The 21,223-nt window shown below is 73.9% G+C and carries 18 protein-coding genes and 2 pseudogenes; 15 read left to right on the top strand and 5 right to left on the bottom strand.

Going from position 1 to position 21,223, the window contains the following annotated elements:
- Positions 1–60 precede the first annotated feature (60 nt).
- The 11 genes and pseudogenes from DQ237_RS03855 (at position 61) to nagB (ending at position 11,355) form a co-directional block, all read left to right on the top strand.
- Positions 61–897, top strand: coding sequence for a DUF817 domain-containing protein (locus tag DQ237_RS03855; RefSeq protein ID WP_113797206.1), 837 nt, complete (start codon positions 61–63; stop codon positions 895–897).
- Positions 898–954: 57 nt separating this feature from the next.
- On the top strand, positions 955–2,049 hold the full coding sequence (locus DQ237_RS03850) for an aromatic acid exporter family protein (RefSeq protein ID WP_166509470.1): 1,095 nt from the start codon (positions 955–957) through the stop codon (positions 2,047–2,049).
- 194 nt (positions 2,050–2,243) lie between these two features.
- Positions 2,244–2,540 (top strand): annotated as a pseudogene (locus DQ237_RS20585) (hypothetical protein); the annotation flags it as partial.
- Between the two features lie 94 nt (positions 2,541–2,634).
- Entirely contained in the window at positions 2,635–4,041 is a 1,407-nt protein-coding gene (locus DQ237_RS03845) for a BCCT family transporter (protein WP_240619390.1), read from the top strand.
- Positions 4,042–4,279: 238 nt separating this feature from the next.
- Complete coding sequence (locus DQ237_RS03840) at positions 4,280–4,978, top strand: SemiSWEET transporter (protein WP_113797202.1); 699 nt, start codon at positions 4,280–4,282, stop codon at positions 4,976–4,978.
- A 90-nt stretch (positions 4,979–5,068) separates the two neighbouring features.
- Positions 5,069–6,247 carry an ROK family transcriptional regulator gene (locus tag DQ237_RS03835; RefSeq protein WP_205730050.1) on the top strand — a complete coding sequence of 393 codons (1,179 nt, stop codon included), beginning with the start codon at positions 5,069–5,071 and terminating at the stop codon, positions 6,245–6,247.
- Between the two features lie 91 nt (positions 6,248–6,338).
- Positions 6,339–7,673 carry an extracellular solute-binding protein gene (locus DQ237_RS03830; RefSeq protein ID WP_113797200.1) on the top strand — a complete coding sequence of 445 codons (1,335 nt, stop codon included), beginning with the start codon at positions 6,339–6,341 and terminating at the stop codon, positions 7,671–7,673.
- 82 nt (positions 7,674–7,755) lie between these two features.
- Positions 7,756–8,745 carry a carbohydrate ABC transporter permease gene (locus tag DQ237_RS03825; RefSeq protein WP_113797198.1) on the top strand — a complete coding sequence of 330 codons (990 nt, stop codon included), beginning with the start codon at positions 7,756–7,758 and terminating at the stop codon, positions 8,743–8,745.
- The gene (locus DQ237_RS03820) at positions 8,742–9,602 is read left to right on the top strand and encodes a carbohydrate ABC transporter permease (protein WP_113797196.1); all 861 of its coding nucleotides are present in this window, start codon (positions 8,742–8,744) and stop codon (positions 9,600–9,602) included. The genes DQ237_RS03825 and DQ237_RS03820 overlap by 4 nt, the downstream gene beginning before the upstream one ends.
- Complete coding sequence (locus tag DQ237_RS03815; protein WP_113797194.1) at positions 9,599–10,570, top strand: ROK family protein; 972 nt, start codon at positions 9,599–9,601, stop codon at positions 10,568–10,570. The genes DQ237_RS03820 and DQ237_RS03815 overlap by 4 nt, the downstream gene beginning before the upstream one ends.
- 2 nt (positions 10,571–10,572) lie before the next feature.
- Complete coding sequence (gene nagB / locus DQ237_RS03810) at positions 10,573–11,355, top strand: glucosamine-6-phosphate deaminase (protein ID WP_113797192.1); 783 nt, start codon at positions 10,573–10,575, stop codon at positions 11,353–11,355.
- Here nagB and nagA read toward each other — a convergent pair whose 3' ends face one another.
- Complete coding sequence (gene nagA / locus DQ237_RS03805) at positions 11,356–12,492, bottom strand: N-acetylglucosamine-6-phosphate deacetylase (protein ID WP_113797503.1); 1,137 nt, start codon at positions 12,490–12,492, stop codon at positions 11,356–11,358.
- On the bottom strand, positions 12,489–13,913 hold the full coding sequence (locus DQ237_RS03800; RefSeq protein ID WP_205730049.1) for a glycoside hydrolase family 3 protein: 1,425 nt from the start codon (positions 13,911–13,913) through the stop codon (positions 12,489–12,491). Before DQ237_RS03800 ends, nagA begins: the two co-directional genes overlap by 4 nt.
- A gap of 266 nt (positions 13,914–14,179) precedes the next feature.
- Between DQ237_RS03800 and DQ237_RS03795 the strand changes: the two are divergent.
- The 3 genes and pseudogenes from DQ237_RS03795 to DQ237_RS03785 all read left to right on the top strand — a co-directional run bounded on the left by DQ237_RS03795 (position 14,180) and on the right by DQ237_RS03785 (position 16,895).
- A pseudogene (locus tag DQ237_RS03795) lies at positions 14,180–15,254 on the top strand (ABC transporter ATP-binding protein).
- Between the two features lie 118 nt (positions 15,255–15,372).
- A complete protein-coding gene (locus DQ237_RS03790) occupies positions 15,373–15,963 on the top strand; it encodes a hypothetical protein (protein ID WP_147251734.1) in 591 nt (196 codons plus the stop codon).
- A 59-nt stretch (positions 15,964–16,022) separates the two neighbouring features.
- Complete coding sequence (locus tag DQ237_RS03785; RefSeq protein ID WP_113797185.1) at positions 16,023–16,895, top strand: alpha/beta fold hydrolase; 873 nt, start codon at positions 16,023–16,025, stop codon at positions 16,893–16,895.
- A 1-nt stretch (position 16,896) separates the two neighbouring features.
- Here the strand turns inward: DQ237_RS03785 and DQ237_RS03780 are convergent, their stop codons facing one another.
- Genes DQ237_RS03780 through DQ237_RS03775 form a run of 3 tightly spaced genes read right to left on the bottom strand, consistent with a single transcriptional unit; the run spans position 16,897 to position 20,043 of the window.
- The gene (locus DQ237_RS03780) at positions 16,897–18,324 is read right to left on the bottom strand and encodes a serine hydrolase (RefSeq protein WP_113797183.1); all 1,428 of its coding nucleotides are present in this window, start codon (positions 18,322–18,324) and stop codon (positions 16,897–16,899) included.
- A complete protein-coding gene (locus tag DQ237_RS19585; RefSeq protein WP_166509469.1) occupies positions 18,321–18,491 on the bottom strand; it encodes a hypothetical protein in 171 nt (56 codons plus the stop codon). The genes DQ237_RS03780 and DQ237_RS19585 overlap by 4 nt, the downstream gene beginning before the upstream one ends.
- A 22-nt stretch (positions 18,492–18,513) precedes the next feature.
- Entirely contained in the window at positions 18,514–20,043 is a 1,530-nt protein-coding gene (locus DQ237_RS03775) for an alpha/beta hydrolase (protein WP_113797181.1), read from the bottom strand.
- 110 nt (positions 20,044–20,153) lie between these two features.
- On the opposite strand from DQ237_RS03775, the gene mgrA reads away from it, so the two are divergent.
- Complete coding sequence (gene mgrA, locus DQ237_RS03770; RefSeq protein ID WP_113797179.1) at positions 20,154–21,185, top strand: L-glyceraldehyde 3-phosphate reductase; 1,032 nt, start codon at positions 20,154–20,156, stop codon at positions 21,183–21,185.
- The last annotated feature ends 38 nt before the right edge of the window (positions 21,186–21,223 follow it).

Raw genomic sequence — 21,223 nt, 5'->3', positions numbered from 1 at the left:
CGTCGCACGCCGCCGTGGCGCAACGACCGCGGCGCCGTTGCCTGACCTAGCCTTCCGGCGATGAAGCAGCTGCTCCGGTTCGCCTGGGTCGAGGCGCAGTCCTGTCTGTTCGCCGTCCTCTTCTTCGCCGGGCTGGCGCTGGTCCGCGTGGTGGAGCTGCCGATCGACCCGGCCGACGCCCTGCTGGGCTGGTCCCTCGGGGTCACGCTCGTGCTCTGGCTGACCCGCTGGGAGACCAGCCGCGAGGTCGCCGTCATCTTCGGGTTCCACCTCGTCGGGCTGGCGCTGGAGCTCTACAAGGTGCGGCAGGGATCGTGGTCCTATCCCGACACCGGCTGGGCGACGGTCGGTGGCGTGCCGCTCTACAGCGGGTTCATGTACGCCGCCGTCGGCAGCTACGTGTGCCAGGCGTGGCGCCGCTTCGACCTGCGGATCACCAACTACCGCGTCCGCAGCACCGCCGCCGTGGCCGCGCTGGTCTACCTCAACTTCTTCACCCACCACGTCACCTGGGACCTGCGGGCCCCGCTGGCGGTGGCGCTGCTCGCGGTCACCTGGCGCACCTGGGTGCACTTCACCGTGGGGGAGCGGCGCTACGCGATGCCGCTCGCACTCTCCTTCGTGCTCATCGGGTTCTTCCTCTGGATCGCCGAGAACGCCGCCACCCTCCTGCGCGCCTGGCAGTACCCCGACCAGGAGTCGGTGTGGACGCTGGTGCACGTCGCCAAGTTCGGCTCGTGGGCACTGCTGGTGGTGGTCAGCATCGTCCTCGTCGCGGGGGTGAAGGCGTACGAGGGCCTGCTGTACGGCTCCGCGGAGGACCGCTCGGTGACGCGCGGCGGGCGCCAGGGACGGCCGGTGCCGGCCCGCTCCGAGCAGCCGGTACCGGCCGCCTGATGTGAGATCTCCCCGGCCGGTGGACGGCGCCCGGGGCGCGGTGGCCATCCTGGAGAGGTGAACCGCACTCGAGAGTTGCTCCGTGAACCCTGGGTGCAGCGGGCGGTTCGGGCGGCGCTCGCCGCGGGGCTGGCCTGGCAGGCGGCCGTGCTGCTGCCCGCTCCCATGTCGCAGTACGCCTACTACGCAGCGCTCGGCGCAGTGATCGCGGTGCACCCCACGGTCGCGGACTCGGCGTCGGCGGCGTGGCGGACGGTGCTCGCGATCCTGCTCGGCTTCACGCTCGCCGTGGTGGTCCACGAGGCGACGATCGCCGTCCCGGCCGCCGCCACCATCGCGCTCGTCGTCGGGCTGGCGGTCGTCGTCGAGCAGTGGCGGGTGCTCCGCGAGCACGCCAGCTGGGTGAGCTTCGCCGCGGTCCTCATGTTCACCGTCGGCTCGACCGACCCCGCCGCGTACGCCGTCAACTACGCGGGTCTCACGCTGCTGGGTGCGGCGATCGGCGTCCTGGTCACCACCGTCCTCTTCCCGCCACTGCAGCTGACCGTCGCCGAGCGGCGGATCGCTGACGCGCGGGGTCTGCTCGCCCGGCACCTCGGCGGCATGGCCGACGGGCTCCGCAACGGCGAGGTGCCCTCCCCGGGGGAGTGGGAGGGTCGGGGCAAGGAGCTGGCGGCGGCCCTGGACCGCATGCGCTCGGCGGAGAACGTGGTGGAGCGCGCCCGGCGGGCCAACCCACGGGCCCGGAAGTGGGTGCGCGCCGCCGAGCGGATCCGGGAGCAGTCGCGCGCGCTGGACCGCGTCGCCGTGCTCGTCGACGACCTCACCAGCCTGGTGGTCGAGTTCCAGCCGCACCGCCGGGGGATCGACCGGATCGACGGCGGCACCGGCTGGGTGCTCGCCGACGCGCTCGACTCGCTGGCCGGCGTCGTCTGCAACCCGTACCCGACCCGGGAGCAGGAGGGCGACCGGGACCACCGGGAGGCGGCCATCGAGGCGGCCGAGGCTGCGCTCCAGCGGCTGACCACGCTGCTGCGCACCTCCGACGTCGCCGACGACGAGGGGTTCTTCGCCCTCGGTGCGGTGACGGTCGGGATGCACCGCGCACTGGACACGCTGCGCGACCGCGTCCCGACGCCGTCGCCGACGTGATCTGCGCCCCTCGTCGTCCTCCGCCGGGGTGACAGCAGGTTTTCGGGGAGTCGCGGGGGAGCACTCAGGCAGGTGACCCCAGCCGCGCGGGTCCCCATCCGGCGGTCCTCGGCAGCGGTGCGCGTTCGCACCGGCGCAGGACCAGCCCGCACGTACACGAATCGGAGGGGCGCCTTCGGGCGCCGTACCCACCTGTGACCAGAACACCCACAGCACCGTCGGGACCTGCCGCGTCCCGGTCCACCGACGCCCTCGCCGGCACCGGCCCGGGCACCGACGAGCACCCGGCCATCGCCGCTCCGCCGCCGCCCGCCGCGGACGAGAAGGCCGCCCTGGACCGCGTGGTCTTCGTGGTCGCCGCCGTCGTCGCCCTCGCCTTCGTCGTCTGGGGGTTCATCTCGCCCAGCGGCCTGGGCTCGGCCAGCGGCAGCGCGCTCACGTGGGTCGAGAAGAACCTCGGCTGGCTGTTCGTGACGCTGGCCTCCGCATTCGTCGTCTTCGTCCTGTGGCTCGCCGCCAGCAAGTACGGCCGCATCCCGCTGGGGGCGCGACGACGAGGCGCCGGAGTTCCGCACGGTCTCGTGGATCGCGATGATGTTCAGCGCAGGCATGGGCATCGGGCTGATGTTCTACGGCGTCGCCGAGCCGCTGGCCCACTACGTGTCGCCGCCGCCGCGCAGCGTCCAAGCCGAGACCCCCGAGGCCATCCAGACCGCGATGGCCACGACGCTGTTCCACTGGACCCTGCACCCGTGGGCGATCTACGCCGTCGTCGGCCTCGCGATCGCCTACGGCACCTTCCGCCGCGGCCGCAAGCAGCTGATCAGCGCGGCGTTCGAGCCGCTGTTCGGCAGGCGCCGCACCGAGGGGCCGGCCGGCAAGCTGATCGACGTCCTGGCCATCTTCGCCACGCTCTTCGGCTCGGCCGCCTCGCTCGGGCTCGGCGCCCTGCAGATCGGCAGCGGCCTGGAGATCCTCGGCTGGGCCGGGAACGTCGGCAACGGCGTGCTGGTCGCGATCATCGCGGTGCTCACGGCCGCGTTCGTGGCGTCGGCTGTCTCGGGCATCGCCAAGGGCATCCAGTGGCTGTCCAACATCAACATGGTGCTGGCCGTCGTCCTGGCCCTGTTCGTGTTCGTCGTCGGCCCGACCGTCCTGATCCTCAACCTGATCCCGGGCGCGATCGGCAGCTACTTCTCCGACCTCGCCCAGATGGCCGCCCGGACCGAGGCCAGCGGCGGCGACGCCATGGCCGAGTGGCTGCGCGGCTGGACGGTCTTCTACTGGGCCTGGTGGGTCTCCTGGACGCCGTTCGTCGGTGTCTTCATCGCCCGGATCAGCCGTGGCCGCACCATCCGGCAGTTCGTCACCGGGGTCCTGCTCGTGCCCAGCGTGGTCACCCTGCTGTGGTTCGCGATCTTCGGCGGGGCCGGCATCGCCGCCCAGCGCGACGGCGTCGACGTGGCCGGGCAGGCGACGTCGGAAGGTCAGCTGTTCGGCGTGCTCGAGCAGTTCCCGCTGGCCACGGTGATGACGGTGCTGGTGATGGTGCTGGTCGGGATCTTCTTCGTCAGCGGCGCGGACGCGGCCTCGATCGTCATGGGCTCGCTGTCCGAGCGGGGCACGCTCGCGCCCAGCCGCCCGACGGTCATCTTCTGGGGCGTGGTGATGGGTGCCGTCGCGGCGGTCATGCTGCTGGTCGGCGGGGACGAGGCCCTCACCGGTCTGCAGAACCTGACCATCATCGCGGCGCTGCCCTTCGCGCTGGTCATGGTCGGGCTGGCGGTCGCGCTGGCGAAGGACGTGCGCTCGGATCCCCTCGTCCTGCGCCGCACCTTCGCCACCGAGGCCGTGGAGCACGCCGTCGTCGAGGGCATCTCCAGGCACGGCGAGGACTTCGTGCTCGTCGTCGAGGCCGGTGAGGACACCAGCCCGACACCGGCGGACGGACCGAACCCGGACCGGCTCACCGGTGACCCGATGACCCGGTAGCCCGCCCGGTACGACGGCCCCCCATGACCTGGTCATGGGGGGCCGTCGTCGTCGGGTGCGAGCGATGGACGTCACAGGCAGCGGTGCTCAGGTCACGGGGGCGTAACGCCGATGCTGTCTGTGGCCACCGAACGTGCCTGCACCGCTCCGCTCAGTGACGAGCGTTCTGACTGGGGTGCACAGCTCGACCGCGGTGGCCCGACCATCGCAGCCCTCCCGAACGGAAGTCCGCTCCACCATGTCCGCCGCGCTCGGCGTCCTCGCGTCCACCTTCAGCATCGCCCTCGTCTGGCCCCAGGTCTGGCTGTCCTGCCGGCACCGCCGCACCCTCGGCATGTCGCCGACCAGCACCTGGCTCGCGGTCGCACTGAACTTCTGCTGGCTGACCTTCGGGGTCCTCACCGGCGACCCGGCCCAGATCGTCACCAACGCAGTCGTCGGCGCGGCCAACACCGCACTGCTCCTGGCCCTCCTGCTCACCCAGCCCCAGCAGCGCGCGCGGGGGGCGCTGCTGAGGACGGCCTCGGGAGCGGTGTGCCTGGTCTCCTTCGCCGCGGGCAGTGCCGGGGTGGTCGCCCTCCTGGGGGTGGACGCGGCAGTGATCGCCGGCCCGCTGGGTGCGACGGCGTCGCTGGTGGGCGCGGCCGCGTGCCTGCCCCAGCCGCTGAGCCTGCTGCGGGACCGCAGCCAGGACGTCTCCGGCCTCTCGCCGGCCCGGTGGGTGATGGGAGCGGGGTCCACCGCGGCCTGGACCGCCTACGGGCTCTCGCTGGGTCAGCCGGCCGTGTGGATGTCGGCAGCGGTGGGTCTGGCGTGCGCCCTGGTCGTGTGCGGGGTCGTGCTCGACCCGCGCGCGCGGCGGAGCACGGCCGCCGTTCCCGTCCCGCTGCAGCGCCGCCTGCGGACCGAGCCCCGGGCGGTCCTCGCCGCGGCGTGACCGACCCGTCCGGAGACGTTCCGGATCACGGTCCCGTCACGGCGCGGACATCTCTTGACAGGTGTTTGTTAGGAGAGTGTCCTAACAAACGTGTCGGTGATCACGGATGCCCGGTCGCAGGGGCGGCTGCTGCGGCCCACGGCGAAGGTGCTGCCCGAGCACGCCCGCGCGCACAACCGCGCGATGGTGCTGCAGCACCTCTTCCACGCCGGGCCGGGTTCGCGGGCCGACCTCGCACGGGCCACGGGGCTCACCCGGGTCACCGTCTCCGACCTCGTCGCCACGCTCATGGCCGAGGGGCTCGTGGGCGAGCTGGGCGCGCGGTCGGAGGGGCGGCCCGGCAAACCGGGCACCCTCGTCGGCCTGCGCACGGAGGCCTTCCAGATCGTGGCCGTGGACCTCGCGGACGACGAGCGCATGCACGGTGCCGTCCTCGACCTCTCCGGCGCCGTCCTGCAGCGCCGGGCCGTGCGGCCCGAGCGGCGCACCGGCGCGGGCGCGGTGGAGGAGCTCCGGCTGCTCTGCCGCGATCTCGTCGGGGCGGCGACCGCGCCGGTCCTCGGCGTCGGGGTGGGTTCCCCCGGGGTCATCGACCCCTCGGGGCGCGTCCTGCAGGCCCCCAACCGCGAGTGGTTCGACCTGCCCCTGGCCGAGGAGCTCGCCGCCGACCTCGGCGTCCCGGTGCACGTGGCCAACGACGCCAACACCGCGGCCCTCGGCGAGTTCACCTACGGCGGCGCCTCGGGCGGGGGCCTGCTCGTCCTCACCGTGGGCGGCGGTGTCGGTGCCGGGATCGTCCTCGACGGCGTCCTCGTGCAGGGGCACGAGCACGCGGCCGGCGAGCTCGGGCACGTGACCGCCGTCGACGAACGTGACGACCTCGACGGCGCTCCGCTGGGACGTCCCGCGCCGTGCGCCTGCGGCCGCCGGGGATGTCTGGAGACCGTGCTGTCGGTCCCGGCGTTGCGGCGCCGGGTCGAGGGCCTCGCCCCCGAGGAGGCCGCGACGTCGCTGGCCGCCGTGGGGCGCCGGCTCGGGATCGTGCTCGCCCCCGTGGTCAGCGCGCTCAACCTGTCCGAGATCGTCCTGTGCGGTCCCGGTGACCTGCTGGGCGGCCCCCTGCTCGACGCGGCCGCCGCCGCGCTGCGGGAGCGCGCCATGCCGGTCGTCAGCAGTCACCTGCAGCTGCGGGTGACCTCACTCGGCGAGGACGGGGCCCTGTCCGGGGCCGCGGTGCTCGTGCTGTCCGGCCAGCTCGGGGTCACGTGACGACCCCGAGCCGGCCAGTTGCAAGTCGGAGAACCACATCCCTGTGGCGGCGCTGTCCGGCACCGCCTGCGCACCAGGAAGGAACCCCAACATGAAGAGGGTACGCACGAGCGGCCTGGCGGCCGTGGGTGTCGGGCTGCTGCTGGCGGTCGCCGCCTGCAGTGGCGGGAGCGAGACCGGAGGGGACAGCGGCGACGCCGAGGTCCGCCTCTGGCTGGCCGGCACAGACACCCCGCAGGAGCTGCGCGACTACCTCGTCGAGACCTTCGAGGAGCAGAACGAGGGCGCCACCCTGGTCATCGAGGAGCAGGACTGGAGCGGGCTCGTCCCCCGCCTGCAGACGGCGCTCGCCTCGGCGGACCAGACGCCCGACCTCGTAGAGATCGGCAACACCCAGAGCCCGACCTTCACCTACGCCGGGGCGTTCTCGGACATCACCGACATGGTCGAGGACCTCGGGGGCGACCAGCTCCTGGAGGGCTTCGTGGAGGCCGGCACCGTCGACGACAGCGTCTACGCCGTCCCCTACTACTCCGGAGCCCGGGCGGTCTTCTACCGCAAGGACCTCTTCCAGGCCGCCGGCGTGCAGGTGCCGACGACGCTCGCCGAGTTCCGCGAGGCGGCGCTCAAGCTGCAGGCTGCCGCGCCCGGCGGGAAGCCGAACTTCTCCGGCTTCTGGTTCCCGGGCCAGGACTGGTACAACGGCATCGCCTGGATCTACAGCCACGGCGGGGACCTCGCCGTGCAGGACGGCGACACGTGGGTGGGGGCCCTCTCCTCGCCGGAGTCGCAGAAGGGGCTGGCCGAGGTCCAGGAGCTCTTCGCCGACGCCACCAGGGCTCCGCGCGACGCCGACTCGGCGGAGCCGTGGGTGCCGTTCAACAACGGCGAGGCCGCCATGTTCTCCGCTCCCACCTGGGCCCGCTGGAGCATCGACCTGCCCGAGTGCAACAAGGGCGTCGCGGCCGACGACGAGTCGGAGCAGGCCAAGGTGCTGCTCGCCGAGCAGCAGGCGTGCAACGAGGAGAAGACCGGTGTGTTCCCGTTGCCCGGTGAGCAGGCCGGCACGCCCGCGACCGTCTTCGCCGGCGGGTCGAACATCGCCATCCCGGCGAAGTCGGGCAACCAGGAGCTGGCCCGGAACCTGCTGGAGATCATCTTCAGCGAGGAGTACCAGACCATGCTGGCCGAGAACGGGCTCATCCCCGGCAACAGCAGCTACGCCGACGCCCTGGGCGACGACGTCTACGCGCAGGCGGCCCGGGACGCGGCCCTCGGCGCCAAGCTGACGCCCGCGGCGGAGAAGTGGGCCGAGGTCGAGGGGGCCCGCATCCTGGAGGACTTCTTCCAGCAGATCGCCGGCGGTGCCGATCTCGCCGAGGCCTCCGCCGAGGCCGACCAGCTGATCGCGGACACGCTGAACTGACCGCCTGACCGGACGGGGCGCGACCGCCCCGGCGACCGCCACCGGTGGTCGCGCCCCCGTCCGGTCCGTCCCCGGAGGCATCGTGTCCGCTACCCGCAGCACCCCGGCCGCCGTCGTGCCGCCGGCCCCACCCCGCGCCCCCGCCGTCGGCCCACCGGCCGCCCCGCCGGGACGGCCGAGGCAGCGCAGCCCGCGGCGGGCCCGGCTGGGTCCCTACCTGCTGCTCGTGCCGGCCCTCGTGCCGGTCGCGATCGGGCTGGGCTACCCGCTGGTCCGGCAGTTCGTGCTCTCGTTCCAGGAGTACGGGATGGCCCAGCAGTTCGGCCGGCCGGCCGAGTGGGTGGGTCTGCGCAACTACACCGAGCTGCTGTCGGACCCCTACGTCTGGGGGGTCATCGCGCGGTCGGTGGCCTTCTGCCTCGTGAACGCCGCGCTCACCATGGGCGTCGGCATCGCGCTGGCGGTGCTCATGAGCCGGGTGGGCCGGGTCGCCCGCATGACGCTCCAGGTCGGCCTGCTCCTCGCCTGGGGCACGCCCGTGCTCGCGACGATGACGGTCTGGCAGTGGCTGTTCGACTCGCAGTACGGCGTCGTCAACTGGCTGCTCGCCGAACCGCTCGGCATGACCGGCATGCGGCAGCACTCCTGGATCATCGAGCCTGCGTCGTTCTACCTGGTCGCCACGGTCATCGTCGTCTGGATGTCGGTGCCGTTCGTCGTCTTCACCGTGTACGCGGGCCTGCTGCAGGTGCCCGAGGAGTGCATGGAGGCCGCGCAGCTCGACGGCGCCACCGCCTGGCAGCGGCTGCGGTACCTCGCGCTGCCGATGGTCGCGCCGGTGCTGCTGGTCGTGGCGCTGCTCCAGGTGATCTGGGACCTGCGGGTCTTCACCCAGATCTACGTCCTCCAGCGGGCGGGGGCCCCCACCCGCGAGACGCACCTGCTCGGCACGTTCATCTACTCGCTGTCGAAGGAGTTCTCCATGGCCGGGGCCATGGCCACGATCATGCTGGTCATCACGCTCGCGCTGACGGCGTTCTACATCCGCCGGATGCTCCGGGAGGAGGCGTGACCGCCGTCGCGGCCCGGTCGAGGCGCCGCCGCGGCACCGCCGGCCGGCGGCTGCTGGGGCTGGCCGCGGTCCTCGTCGCCCTGGTGTGGGTCTTCCCGATCTACTGGATGGTCAGCAGCGCATTTCTGCCCACGAACCGCCTGCGCACTCCGGAGCCGACATTCTTCCCGACCGACGGAACCCTCGCGAACTTCCGTCGGGTATTCGCGGACCCGACATTCTTCCGCTCATTCCAGGTGTCGATCTCGGTGACGCTGCTGACGCTCGCCGTCGCCATTCTCTTCGCATTCCTGGCGGCTCTCGCCATCAGCCGTTTCCGGTTCCGGGGAAGGAAGCCGTTCATCGTCACGATCCTGGTCGTGCAGATGATCCCCGCCGAGGGGCTGTTCATCTCGCAGTACCAGGTGCTCGACACCTGGCACCTGGTCAACGCGGTCGCCGGGCTCTCGGTCGTGTACGTGGCGGCGATCCTGCCGTTCACCGTCTGGATGCTCCGGGGCTTCGTGACCGGCGTGCCGCTGGAGCTCGAGGAAGCGGCCATGGTCGACGGCCTGTCGCGGACCGCGGCCTTCTTCCGCATCACCTTCCCGCTGCTGGCCCCCGGGTTGGTCGCCTCCGGCGTCTACGGGTTCCTCCAGGCGTGGAACGAGTACACCCTGGCCCTGGTGGTCATGACCGACCCCGACCAGCGCACGTTGCCGCTCTGGCTGCAGGGGCTGGTCGAGGCCAACCGGGCGACCGACTGGGGGGTGGTCATGGCCGGCGCCACCCTGATCTCGGTACCGGTCATCGTCTTCTTCCTGTTCGTCCAGCGGCGGATGAGCGCCGGGCTGGTCGCCGGGGCGGTGAAGGGGTGAGGCGGGAACCCCACGCCTCGGCCGGGTGGTCGGTCGGCCTGGACATCGGTGGCACGAAGGTGCTGGGCGTGCTGCTCGACGAGGAGGGCGAGGTGCGGCACAGCCTCCGGGTGCCGACCCTGCCGGGAGCGCAGGGTGTGGTGGCCTCCGCCGCCGACGTCGTCGGCCGCCTGTGCGGGGCGGTCGGAAAGCGCCCGGAGGATCTCGTGGGCGTCGGCGCGGGCGTGCCAGGGCTCGTGGACCCGGCCACCGGGCGGCTGTCCTTCGCGGTCAACCTGGGCATCGACGAGCGGGGGGTCGAGCTGGCCGCCCTGCTCGGCGCCCGCCTGGGTGGGGTCCCGGTCGCGGTCGAGAACGACCTGAACGTCGCCGCGGTCGGTGCGGCCCGCGTCCTCGGGCTCCCGGGCGACCTCGCCTTCCTGGCCCTGGGCACCGGGGTCGCCGCCGGCCTGCTCCTCGGCGGGGAGCTGCGCCGCGGCCGCCACGGCGCGGCCGGCGAGATCGGCCACCTGCCCTACGAGCCCTCCGGCCCGGCCTGTCCGTGCGGGCAGCGCGGCTGTCTGGAGCTGTACGCCTCCGGCGCCGCCCTGGACCTCGCCTGGCCCCCGCACAACGGCCGGCCCGCCGCCGCGGACCTGTTCGCGGCGGCGGTCGAGGGCGATCCGCGCGCCGTGGCCGTCCGCGACGGGTTCGCCGACGCCGTGGCCGCGGCGGTGCGGCTGCTGGTGCTCACCTGCGACGTCGAGCACGTGGTGCTCGGCGGAGGGGTGGCCGACGTCGGCGAGCCGCTGCTGCTGGCCGTCGCCGAGCGCAGCCGGCAGCAGGCCGCCGGGTCGCCGTTCCTGCGCAGCCTCCGCATCGCCGAACGGCTGCAGCTGGTGAGCCGCGACGTCCCCGTCGCGCCCATCGGTGCGGCGCTCGCGGTGCGCGCCCCCGCGCCGGGTCACGAGCGCCCCGTGGGGGTGTAGGGGTGGAGGTCGTCGTCCTGGCCGACGCCGACGAGGTCGCCCGGGTCGCCGCGAGCCGCGTGGCCGCGGCGATCCGCCGGCGCCGGGACGCCGTGGTCGGTCTGGCCACGGGGTCCTCGCCGCTGGGCATCTACGCCACGCTGGCCCGGTGGGTCGCGGGCGGGGAGCTCGACGTCCGGGCCGTCACCGGCTTCGCGCTCGACGAGTACGTCGGGCTGCCCGCCGAGCACCCCCAGAGCTACGCCTCGGTGATCCGGCGGACGGTCACCGCGCCGCTGCACCTGGACCCGGCGCGGCTGCACGTGCCCGACGGCCGTGCCGCCGACCTCCGTGCCGCGGCCGAGGCCTACGAGCGGGCGATCCGGGACGCCGGGGGCATCGACGTGCAGATCCTCGGCATCGGCGCCAACGGGCACATCGGCTTCAACGAGCCCACGTCCTCACTCGCCTCCCGGACCCGGGTCAAGACCCTCGCCCCGCGCACTCGTGCCGACAACGCGCGCTTCTTCGGGAGCAGCGACGAGGTGCCGACGCACTGCCTCACCCAGGGGCTGGGCACCATCCTGGAGGCCCGCGAGCTCGTGCTCGTCGCGCAGGGGGAGGCGAAGGCCGACGCCGTGGCCGCCGCCGTCGAGGGTCCGCTCAGCAGCATGTGCCCCGCGTCGGTGCTGCAGCTGCACCCCCGGGCTGGGGTGTACGTCGACGAGGCGGCCGCGTCCCGGCTGCGACTCGTCGACTACTACCGGCACACCTGGGCGCACAAGCCGGAGTGGCAGCGCGGCTGATCACCGGGGGAGGGGCCGACCGGCCGCCCACACCTGCCGCACGGTCCAGTCGTCGTCCAGGACGACGGCGTCGGCGACGTGACCGGGGGCCAGCCGCCCCATCCGGTCCTGCAGACCGAGCGCGCGCGCCGGGGTCGACGTCAGGGCGGTCACCGCGGCCACCGGGTCCAGGCCGAGCTCGATGACCGCGTGGCGGAGGGCGCGATCGAGCGTGAGGGTGGACCCGGCGAGCGTGGCGGTCCCGGCGAGCTCCGCGCGGCCGTCCCGCACCTCGACGTCGGCCCCGCCCAGCCGGTACCGGCCGTCCCCGGCGCCGGCGGCGGCCATCGCGTCGCTGACCAGGGCGATCCGCCCGGGCGCCGCGGCGAACAGCACGCCGGCGACCGCAGGGTGCACGTGGTGGCCGTCGAGCACGAGCTCGAGGACGACGCGGGGGTCGGCGAGGGCGGCGCCGACCGGTCCCGGGGCGCGGTGACCGAGCCCCGGCATCGCGTTGAAGGCGTGCGTGAGCAGCCGGGCGCCGGCGTCGAAGGCGCGGGCGGTGAGCGCCATGTCGGCGTCGGTGTGGCCCACCGCCACGGTGACGCCGGCAGCGACGAACCGACGGACGGCGTCCAGCGCGCCCGGCAGCTCCGGGGCGAGGGTCACCTGGCGCAGCGTGCCGTGGCCGGCGGCGACCAGCCGGTCGACGGCCTTCTCCGACGGGGTGCGCAGCTGCGCCGGGTCGTGCGCCCCGCAGCGCCCGGCCGCGAGGAAGGGCCCTTCCAGGTGCGCACCCAGGACGAGGGGATCCCGGTCGGTCAGCGCGGCGATCTCGGCGAGCGAGCCCGCGAGGTCGTCGAGCGGAGCGCTGACCAGGCTCACCAGGGAGCGCGTGGTGCCGTGGGCGCGGTGCGCGTCCAGTGCGGCCCGGATGCCGTCGGGCCCCTCCTCGGCCGCGTGGCCGCCGCCCCCGTGCACGTGGAGGTCGACGAAGCCGGGGGTGAGCCGGGCGCCGTCGAGGTCCACCACGCGGGTGGCGCCCGGTCCCGGGCCGGTCCCGGTCGCGGCGATGCGGTCCCCGTCGAAGAGCACCCACGAGCGGTCCGCGTGACCGTCGGCGTCCAGCAGCCGGGCGTTGCGCAGCAGGGTCGTCATCGGCCGGACAGCGCCTCGGCCGCGGCGCGCGTGCACGCGCGCGAGGCACCGTGGGTGGCCACGGCCGGACCGTTCACCAGGCCGAGGTCGTCGGGCATGCCGAGGGCCACGGTCACGGTGTCGGGCCTCCGCTCGACCGCCCGGCGCAGCCACCGTTCCTGCCAGGGGGTGCGGTAGGCGTCGCGCACCGCGACGACGACGGGCCGCGTCCCGGCCCGCGCGAGGACGTCGTCGGCGGGCGGGCCGGCGGCCGTCACCGTCACGAGCTCGTGCAGCCGGCCGAGCTCTCCGAGCGGCTCGGCCAGGCTCCAGCGGGCGTCGCCCACTGCCATGTTGGTCTCCCCTCGCAGCTCCACGACCAGCGCCGGACCGGCCAGGGGGAGCACGCTCCGCAGCCGCAGCGCGCCGCGGGCGGACCTGCTGCCGACGTCGGACGCGACCGGGACCGGGTCCCACGCGGACCGTGCCGACAGTTCGCGGCGGAGGTCGGCGACGCGCTCCGCCGCCTCGTGCAGCCGCGCCTCGGGGAGCAGCCCGGCCCGGACGTGGTCGGCGACGGCGGCCCGGATCGCCGCGCAGTGCTGCTCGCCGTCCTCCGCGCCCACCAGCAGCAGGTCGGCCCCCGCTGCCAGGGAGAGCGCAGCGGCCCCTGGGATGCCGTGGGCGGCCCGCACCCCGGCCATGTCCAGGGCGTCGGTGACCACGACCCCGGTGAAGCCCAGCTCGCCGCGCAGCAGGTCTCCCAGCAGACGCCGGCTCAGGGTGGCCGGCTGGGGGTCGAGTGCGGTGAACACGACGTGGGAGGTCATCACCAGGCGCACCCCGGCAGCGACGGCCGCGGCGAAGGGCGGCAGGTCGCGGGACCGGAACGTGTCCTCGTCGGCGTCGATGACCGGCAGTCCCAGGTGCGAGTCGACGGTGGTCGCCCCGTGGCCGGGGAAGTGCTTGGCCGTGGCCGCGACGCCGGTGGACTGGAGGCCGCGGATCCAGGCGGCACCGTGCCGGCTCACCAGGTCCGGGTCCCCGCCGAAGCTCCGGACCCCGATCACCGGGTTGCGGCTGTCGCTGTTGACGTCGACCGACGGGGCGAGGTCGACGGTCACGCCGGCCTCCCGGAGGGCGCCACCGATCGCCGCGGCCGCCGCGGCGGTGACCTCGACGTCGTCGAGCACGCCGAGCGCGAGGTTGCCCGGCTGGCTGCTGCCGGTGCGGTACTCGAGCCGGGTGACGTCACCGCCCTCCTCGTCGAGGGCCACGAGCGCGTCGGGCCGCGCTCCCCGGACGGCGCCGGAGAGTGCCGGCACCCGGTCGGGGTCCGCCGCCCCGGCGAGGTTCTGGCCGTAGAGGCACACCCCGGCCAGGCCCCCGTCGAGGCCCTCGTGCACCCAGCCCGGCACCGTGGTGCCGGTGAACCCGGGCATGAGGCAGGCATTCACGAGACGGTCGAGTTCTGACATGGCCCTTCGAATTCCCGCCTGTCGTGTGGTGCATTGTGCGACCGGCTCGTCGCCATTCCTGATGGGTTCCGCGTGGTGCTCGTCGCGGCGACGACGATCTTTGCACGGAGTCCCTTCTTCGGTATGTTCGCCGGGCGCGGTGAATCCGTCCGGTCCACTGCCGCCCGCCCCTCGCGACAATGGGAGGGGTGACCATTTCCCGAAGCAGGTGCGAGCGCAGGAGGCCCCTGATGGCGACCGTGACCTACGAGCGCGCGAGCTGCTCCTACGCGGGCAGCGGCCGGCCCGCCGTCGACGCCCTCGACCTGGCCGTGGAGGACGGCGAGTTCCTCGTCCTGGTCGGCCCGTCGGGCTGCGGCAAGTCGACGTCGCTGCGCATGCTGGCCGGCCGTGGAGGACGTCACGGACGGCCGGGTGCTGATCGGGGACCGGGACGTCACCGACGCCGCACCCAAGGACCGGGACATCGCGATGGTGTTCCAGAACTACGCCCTCTACCCGCACATGACCGTGGCGGAGAACATGGGGTTCGCGCTGCGGATCGCCGGGGTGCCCAAGGAGGAGATCCGGTCGCGGGTGGGCGAGGCCGCACGGGTCCTCGACCTGGAGTCCTTCCTCGACCGGCGGCCGAAGGCCCTCTCGGGCGGTCAGCGCCAGCGGGTCGCGATGGGCCGCGCGATCGTCCGCAAGCCCCAGGTGTTCCTCATGGACGAGCCGCTGTCCAACCTCGACGCCAAGCTGCGCGTGCAGACCCGCACCCAGATCGCCCAGCTGCAGGCCCGTCTGGGGGTCACCACCGTCTACGTCACCCACGACCAGGTCGAGGCGATGACGATGGGCGACCGCGTGGCCGTGCTCAAGGACGGTGTCCTCATGCAGGTCGGCAGCCCTCGGGAGCTGTACGACCGCCCGGTCAACTCCTTCGTCGCGGGCTTCCTCGGCTCGCCGGCGATGAACCTGGTCAGTGCCCCGGTCGTGGACGGCGGGGTGCGGCTGGGGGAGCTCCTGCACCCCGTCCCCCGCGCGGCGGTCGCGGCCGCGGGCGGCACGGTCGTCCTGGGTGTCCGCCCGGAGGACCTCGAGGTCGGCTCGCACGGGCTGCCGCTGGAGGTCGACGTCGTCGAGGAGCTCGGGGCCGACGCGTACGTGTACGGCCGCGCGCGGATCGGCGCCGACGAGGTGCCGATGACCGTGCGGGTGGATGCCCGTCGGCCGCCCGCGAAGGGTGAGCTCCTGCACGTCAGACCAGATCCGGCCCGGGTGCACCTGTTCGACGCGGTGGGCGGTCATCGGCTCGAGGGCTGAGTCGCACCGTCGGACGCACAGGAACCCCGTGCCTCCGGCACAGCGCCGTCACAGGCGCGGCAAGCACGCTCGCTCCTCCACGGCCGGGGACCACCTCGGCCCGGACGAAGGAGCGTGCGTGCGCAGAAAACTGATCGTGGTGACCACCGCCGGGGTCCTCGGGCTGACCGGTCTCGCCGTCGCGGTACCCGCCCTGGCGGCGACCGACGACGCCCCGGCGTCGGCGGTCCAGCGGATCACCGACGCCCTGGCCGGACTGGTCGACGACGGCTCCCTCACCCAGGACCAGGCCGACGAGGTGGCGACGACGCTCAGCGAGGCCGGCATCGGCCGCGGCGGGCACCACGGTGGAGGTCCCGGCCTCGACGAGGCGGCCGCGGCCCTGGGGATGACCGAGGACGAGCTGCGCACCGCGCTGGAGCCCGATGGCACCACCCTCGCCCAGGTCGCCGAGGACCGGGGTGTCGCGGTGGACGATCTCGTCGCGGCGCTGGTCCAGGCGGAGAAGGACCACATCGCCCAGGCCGTCGAGGACCGCCGGCTCACGCAGGACGAGGCCGACCAGCGGCTCGCCGACGTCGAGCAGCGGGTCACCGACCGGGTGAACAGCGCCCGCCCGGCGCGCGGCGACGGCGATGGCGATGGCGATGGCGACGGCGATGGCCCCGGCCACGGGCCGCGCGACCCCGCCGAGGAGCCGGGCGACTGAGACGTCGGCGCCGCCGCCGGGGAGAGGCGGCGGCGCCGGCCCCGTTCTAGCCTCCGCTCATGGCACCGCAGATCCTCGAGGTCCGTTCCGCGCACGACGTCCCGGTGACCGTCTACCGGTGGGACCCGGCCGGCCCGCCGCGCGGGATCGTGCAGCTCACGCACGGCATGGGGGAGCACCTCCTCCGCTACGAGCCGCTCGCCGCGAACCTGACCGGGGCCGGCTTCGTCGTGATCGGCCAGGACCACCGCGGGCACGGTGCCACCGCGGCCGACGGGCGCCAGGGCGAGCTCGGCCCCGGCGGCTGGGACGAGCTGGTGCGCGACATCGGCCGGGTGAGCGAGCTGGCGCGCGCCGACCACCCCGACCTCCCGCTGGTGCTGCTCGGCCACAGCATGGGCTCCTTCGCCGCCCAGCAGTACGTGCTCGACTCCAGCCGGGAGCTCGCCGGGCTCGTGCTCAGCGGTACCACCACGCTGGACCTGCTCGAGCCCGCCCTCGATCTCGACGGGCCGACCGACCTCTCGGCCTTCAACGCGCCGTTCGCACCCGCCCGTACCGACTACGACTGGCTCTCCCGCGACGAGTCCCAGGTCGACGCCTACGTCGCCGATCCGCGCTGCGGCTTCGGCCTGTCGGCGCCGGACAACAAGCAGATGTTCGTCTCCGCGCGGCAGGTCGCCGACCCCGAGCGGCTCCGCGGCATCCGTCCCGACCTGCCGGTGTACGTGGTCGTCGGGGACGCCGACCCGCTGAGCGGTCAGCTCGCCCTGGTGCAGGCCCTGGTGCAGCGGCTGCAGGAGACCGGGCTGACCGACGTGACGCTGAGGGCCTACCCGGGCGCGCGGCACGAGGTGTTCAACGAGACCAACCGGGCCGAGGTCGTCGCCGACCTGCTCGCCTGGCTGGAGCGGGTCGTGCCCGCCCGCTGAGCTACCCGCCCCGGCCCATCCGGGTCATCGCCGACCTGCGGGGCAGGAACTCCTCGACGGGCACACTGGTCACCCCGGCCAGGCGCAGCGACACCACGCGCCCGGTCGGGTCCCGCTCCACCGGCACCGCCTCGCCGGAGGCGCCGAAGCCCGGCTGCGCCGCCACACGGAGGGTGTCGGCGTCGACGATCTGCAGCTCCTCGACCGTGGGCAGCGGGTCCGGCGCGGTGGGTCGCAGCAGCACCAGCCGGCCGCCGAGCTCGGCGACGTCCAGCAGTCCCCACAGCGAGGCGAACCGCCCTGCGAAGGAGTCGGGGCGCACCCCGGCCGGCGGGGGTGGCAGCTCCGCGCGCGGGGCGAGCGCGACGTCGACCAGCTTCACCAGGCCGACGGCGAGATCGTGGGCGGGACCGTCGATCGCGTTGGTCAGCACGCTGACCACGAGCTGCCCGACCGGGTCGACCAGCGTCAGGGTGATGAACCCGGGGAAGCCGCCGCTGTGTCCGACCAGCTGCCGGTCCCCGACGGTCAGCAGCTCCATGCCCAGGCCGTACCGCCCGACCTCGGTCCCGTAGGCGGTCACCACCGACTCCAGGCGCTGCATCAGGCGCTTCGACCCGTCGGTGAGCAACCGCTCGTCACCGAGCGCGTGCGCCGCCCCGTACGCGGACAGCTCCTCGGCGGTGGAGAAGAACCCGGTCGCGGCGGCCATCGCCGCGGTGGCGACGTGCTCGATCGTCTCCCGGGTGTCCTCGCCCAGGAGCAGCCCGGTGTGGCCGGTGGCGTGCTCACCCGCCCGCGCGGGGTCGTACTCGGCGCCGGTCCGCGTCAGTCCCAGCGGGTCGACGATCGCCGTCCGGCAGTGCTCGGCGTAGCTGACGCCGGTGACCGCCTCGATCGCCAGCCCGAGGAGGGCGTAACCCACGTTGGAGTACTTGAACTGCTCGTTGGGGGCGTGCACGGGGCCGGCGCGCAGCACCAGGTCGAGGAGCGCGCCGCGGTCGGGGAACGGCATCCCGAGCTGCCAGAAGTCCGCGTCCTCGCCGTCCCGGATGACCCCGGACTGGTGGCCGAGCAGCTCGCGCACGGTCACCCGCCCGGCCGCGGCACCGGCCAGCTCCGGCACGTGCTGGGCGATCGGGTCGTCCAGCCGGAGCCGGCCCGCCTCGACCAGCTGGAGGACGGCGGTCGCGGTGAAGGTCTTGGAGTGCGAGGCGATGCGGAACAGGTGGTCGGTCGTCAGCGCGGCCCCGGTGTCGACGTCGGCCAGGCCGACCGCGGCCGACAGCACCAGCTCGCCGCCGGAGCGGATCGCCACCTGCGCCCCGGGCACCCGGCGGTGCGCGGCCTGCGCCGCCACCCAGGAGTGCAGGTAGTCGGCGGCCGCGCGGACGGTCGCGGTCTGCGTCGCGAGGCGGTCGGCGGTCACCGGCCGGGCGGGAGGGCGCGGTCGTTCCGCTTGGCCCAGCCGAGCGCGGTGGTCGCGACGAAGAACAGCGCGCCGACCACGGCCAACCAGAACAGGCCCTTGACCACGGCGCCGACCACGGTGAGGACGAGCCAGATCACCAGCAGGAGTCCGAGGAAGCGCAGCATGCCCCCACCGTAGGCCCGCCGGTCAGCAGCCGACCCCGGTCAGGTCGTCGTCGCGGACCTCGCCCCCCGCGGTGCGCAGCGAGTACCCGGAGCAGAAGTAGAAGGAGAGGTGCTCGTCCCGGTCCAGCGAGATCGGGCGCCAGGTGCCGGTCGCGTCCGGCTCCAGGTAGCGCAGCGTCGTCCCGAGCAGGACGTCGTCGGCCGAGGCGTCGTGCCGGAGGTACTTCGCCAGCCAGGCCTGCGTGTAGACGCTGGAGACCGCCTGCCCGTAGCGCGACGCCGGGAGGACGTAGGGGATGTCGGTGTACTCGAGGTGGGTCGAGGCGCGCGGCACCACGACCATCGAGTCGACGCCGGCCGCGGTCCAGCCCTCGTAACCGGTGGCGAGCTCGCGGCGCGGGTCCGGGGCCTGCGCCGGCGAGCCGGCGCCGGCGGGGTCGAAGAGGCCGGAGTTGGCGAAGTACGGGGCCACGGTGAACCCGTACTCCGACTGCATGCCCAGGGCGGGGACCACCGGCCGCGAGTCGCCGAGTGCGTCGAAGGGGTCCTCGCCGCGGACCGACGCCGTCGTCGACAGCTTGTCCAGGGCCACCACGGTCTGGATCCGCGGGTCGATGCCCTGCAGGTAGGAGACGGCCAGCGCCCCGAGGGAGTGCCCGATCACGGCCAGCCGGGTGGTGCGGCCGGGGGTGACGGTGCCCGGGTCGGGGGAGCGGTCGAACGAGGCGTGCAGCGGGTTGAAGGAGTCGACCTGCGCGCTGCCGGCCGAGGGGTTCGGGTAGGGCTGGTCGGGCGTGGAGAGGAAGAAGTCGATCGCGTCCTGGGTGCCGTACACGAAGTTCGACGTCTGCTGGAAGGGGACGCCGGGGCAGCCGGTCTGCTCTCCCGCGAGCGGCGCGGCGGCGAACGAGCAGTACGGCAGGTCGGCGGGGTCGCCCTGGTGCGGGAAGGTCTCGCTGCGGCCCTGCCCCTGGACGTCGTAGGTGAGGACGACGTAGCCGCGCTCGGCGAGGTCCTGCGCGAGCCACCAGTACATCCGCTCGCTGCCCTGCACCGAGCCGGTGGTGAGGACGACTCCGGGGAACGGGCCGGTCAGCGGCTCGCCGGTGTAGGGGTCGGTGGCACCGGGGAGCGGGGAGAAGACGTCGCCCTGCACCAGCGCGCCGTACCGGTTGGTGAACGAGACCGGGGTGATCTCGCCGCGGGTGCCGTCCCAGTGCGCGCGGTAGGGGTTGCCGCTGTTCCAGCCCGGCACCAGCAGGCCCGGGGTGAGCGCCGGCCGGTTCGGGCGGGCGGCCTGGGCCAGCAGGTCGCCGGCGTGCTGCGGGGTGGTGGCCTCGACCAGCGCGGGGAGGTAGCCGGGGGAGAGCTGACCGTCGGGTGCGGTCTGCCGGCCGTAGGCGTCGGCGATGTTCTGCGCGTCGCGGGCCAGGTACGCGGGTGAGCCGGGCGAAGGGTCGCCGGGTGCGGCGGAGGCGGTGGACGCCCCGCCGGCGACGAGGGCCGCCGCGGCGGCGAGGGCCAGTGCGGCACGGGGCAGGGGGCGGCGCATGCGGACTCCTCGACGGGTGGTCTGTGCGCTGTCCCAACGAGCCGACCTGGATCTGGTTACCGTCCGACACAGGTACTGCGGTGCGCGGGCCGGGCGACGAGGATCAGGGCATGCCGTTCTCCGCTGCCGACAGCCGCTACGACTCGATGACCTACCGCCGGACCGGCCGCAGCGGCCTGGACCTGCCGGTGATCAGCCTGGGGCTCTGGCACAACTTCGGCGACGACGTCCCGTTCGACCGGCAGCGCGACATCCTCCGCCGGGCCTTCGACCTGGGCATCACCCACTTCGACCTGGCGAACAACTACGGCCCGCCCTACGGCAGTGCGGAGACCAACTTCGGCCGGCACCTGGACGACGACTTCCGGCCCTACCGCGACGAGCTGGTGATCAGCACCAAGGCCGGTTACGACATGTGGCCCGGGCCGTACGGGCAGGGCGGCGGCTCGCGGAAGTACCTCCTGTCGAGCCTGGACCAGTCCCTGACCCGGATGCGCCTGGACCACGTCGACATCTTCTACTCGCACCGCCCGGACCCGAGCACGCCGCTCGAGGAGACGATGGGCGCCCTGGACTCCGCCGTCCGGTCGGGGAAGGCGCTGTACGCCGGGATCTCCTCCTACTCGCCGGAGGACACCGCGAAGGCCGCCGCGATCCTCGCCGAGCTCGGCACACCGCTGCTCATCCACCAGCCCTCCTACTCGATGCTCAACCGCTGGATCGAGACCGAGGGGCTCCTGGACACCCTGGCCGACGTCGGCGCGGGCTGCATCGCGTTCTCCCCGCTGGCCCAGGGGATGCTCACCGACAAGTACCTCGGCGGCGTGCCTGAGGGCTCGCGGGCCAGCCAGGGCAAGTCGCTGTCGACCGACCTGCTGACCGAGGAGGCGCTCGGCCACGTGCGAGCCCTGGACGAGATCGCGCGGGGCCGGGGGCAGAGCCTGGCGCAGATGGCGCTGGCCTGGGCACTGCGGGACGAGCGGGTGACCACTGTCCTGGTGGGCGCCAGCAGCGTCGGGCAGCTGGAGCAGAACGTCGGGGCGCTGGGCAACCTGCAGTTCTCCGCCGACGAGCTGGCCGCGATCGACCAGCACGCCGTCGACAGCGGCATCGACCTCTGGGAGGCCCCGCGCACCGCATGACCGCTGTGGACGACGGGTGCGACAGGCCTGACTGCCTC

The organism is Blastococcus sp. TF02-8, from assembly GCF_003319175.1.
GTDB lineage: Bacteria > Actinomycetota > Actinomycetes > Mycobacteriales > Geodermatophilaceae > Blastococcus.
Note: the sequence above shows the minus strand (reverse complement) of the source record. Positions and strands in the feature narration are given on the sequence as shown.

What these genes read in the sequence shown, in the direction of transcription:
- DQ237_RS03830 (WP_113797200.1), top strand. Translation starts at nt 6,339, where the DNA reads ATGAAGAGGGTACGCACGAGCGGCCTGGCGGCCGTGGGTGTCGGGCTG.
- DQ237_RS03855 (WP_113797206.1), top strand. Translation starts at nt 61, where the DNA reads ATGAAGCAGCTGCTCCGGTTCGCCTGGGTCGAGGCGCAGTCCTGTCTG.
- DQ237_RS03800 (WP_205730049.1), bottom strand. Translation starts at nt 13,913, where the DNA reads ATGCCCGGGTTCACCGGCACCACGGTGCCGGGCTGGGTGCACGAGGGC.
- DQ237_RS03775 (WP_113797181.1), bottom strand. Translation starts at nt 20,043, where the DNA reads ATGCGCCGCCCCCTGCCCCGTGCCGCACTGGCCCTCGCCGCCGCGGCG.
- DQ237_RS03840 (WP_113797202.1), top strand. Translation starts at nt 4,280, where the DNA reads ATGTCCGCCGCGCTCGGCGTCCTCGCGTCCACCTTCAGCATCGCCCTC.
- DQ237_RS03785 (WP_113797185.1), top strand. Translation starts at nt 16,023, where the DNA reads ATGGCACCGCAGATCCTCGAGGTCCGTTCCGCGCACGACGTCCCGGTG.
- DQ237_RS19585 (WP_166509469.1), bottom strand. Translation starts at nt 18,491, where the DNA reads ATGCTGCGCTTCCTCGGACTCCTGCTGGTGATCTGGCTCGTCCTCACC.
- mgrA (WP_113797179.1), top strand. Translation starts at nt 20,154, where the DNA reads ATGCCGTTCTCCGCTGCCGACAGCCGCTACGACTCGATGACCTACCGC.
- nagA (WP_113797503.1), bottom strand. Translation starts at nt 12,492, where the DNA reads ATGACGACCCTGCTGCGCAACGCCCGGCTGCTGGACGCCGACGGTCAC.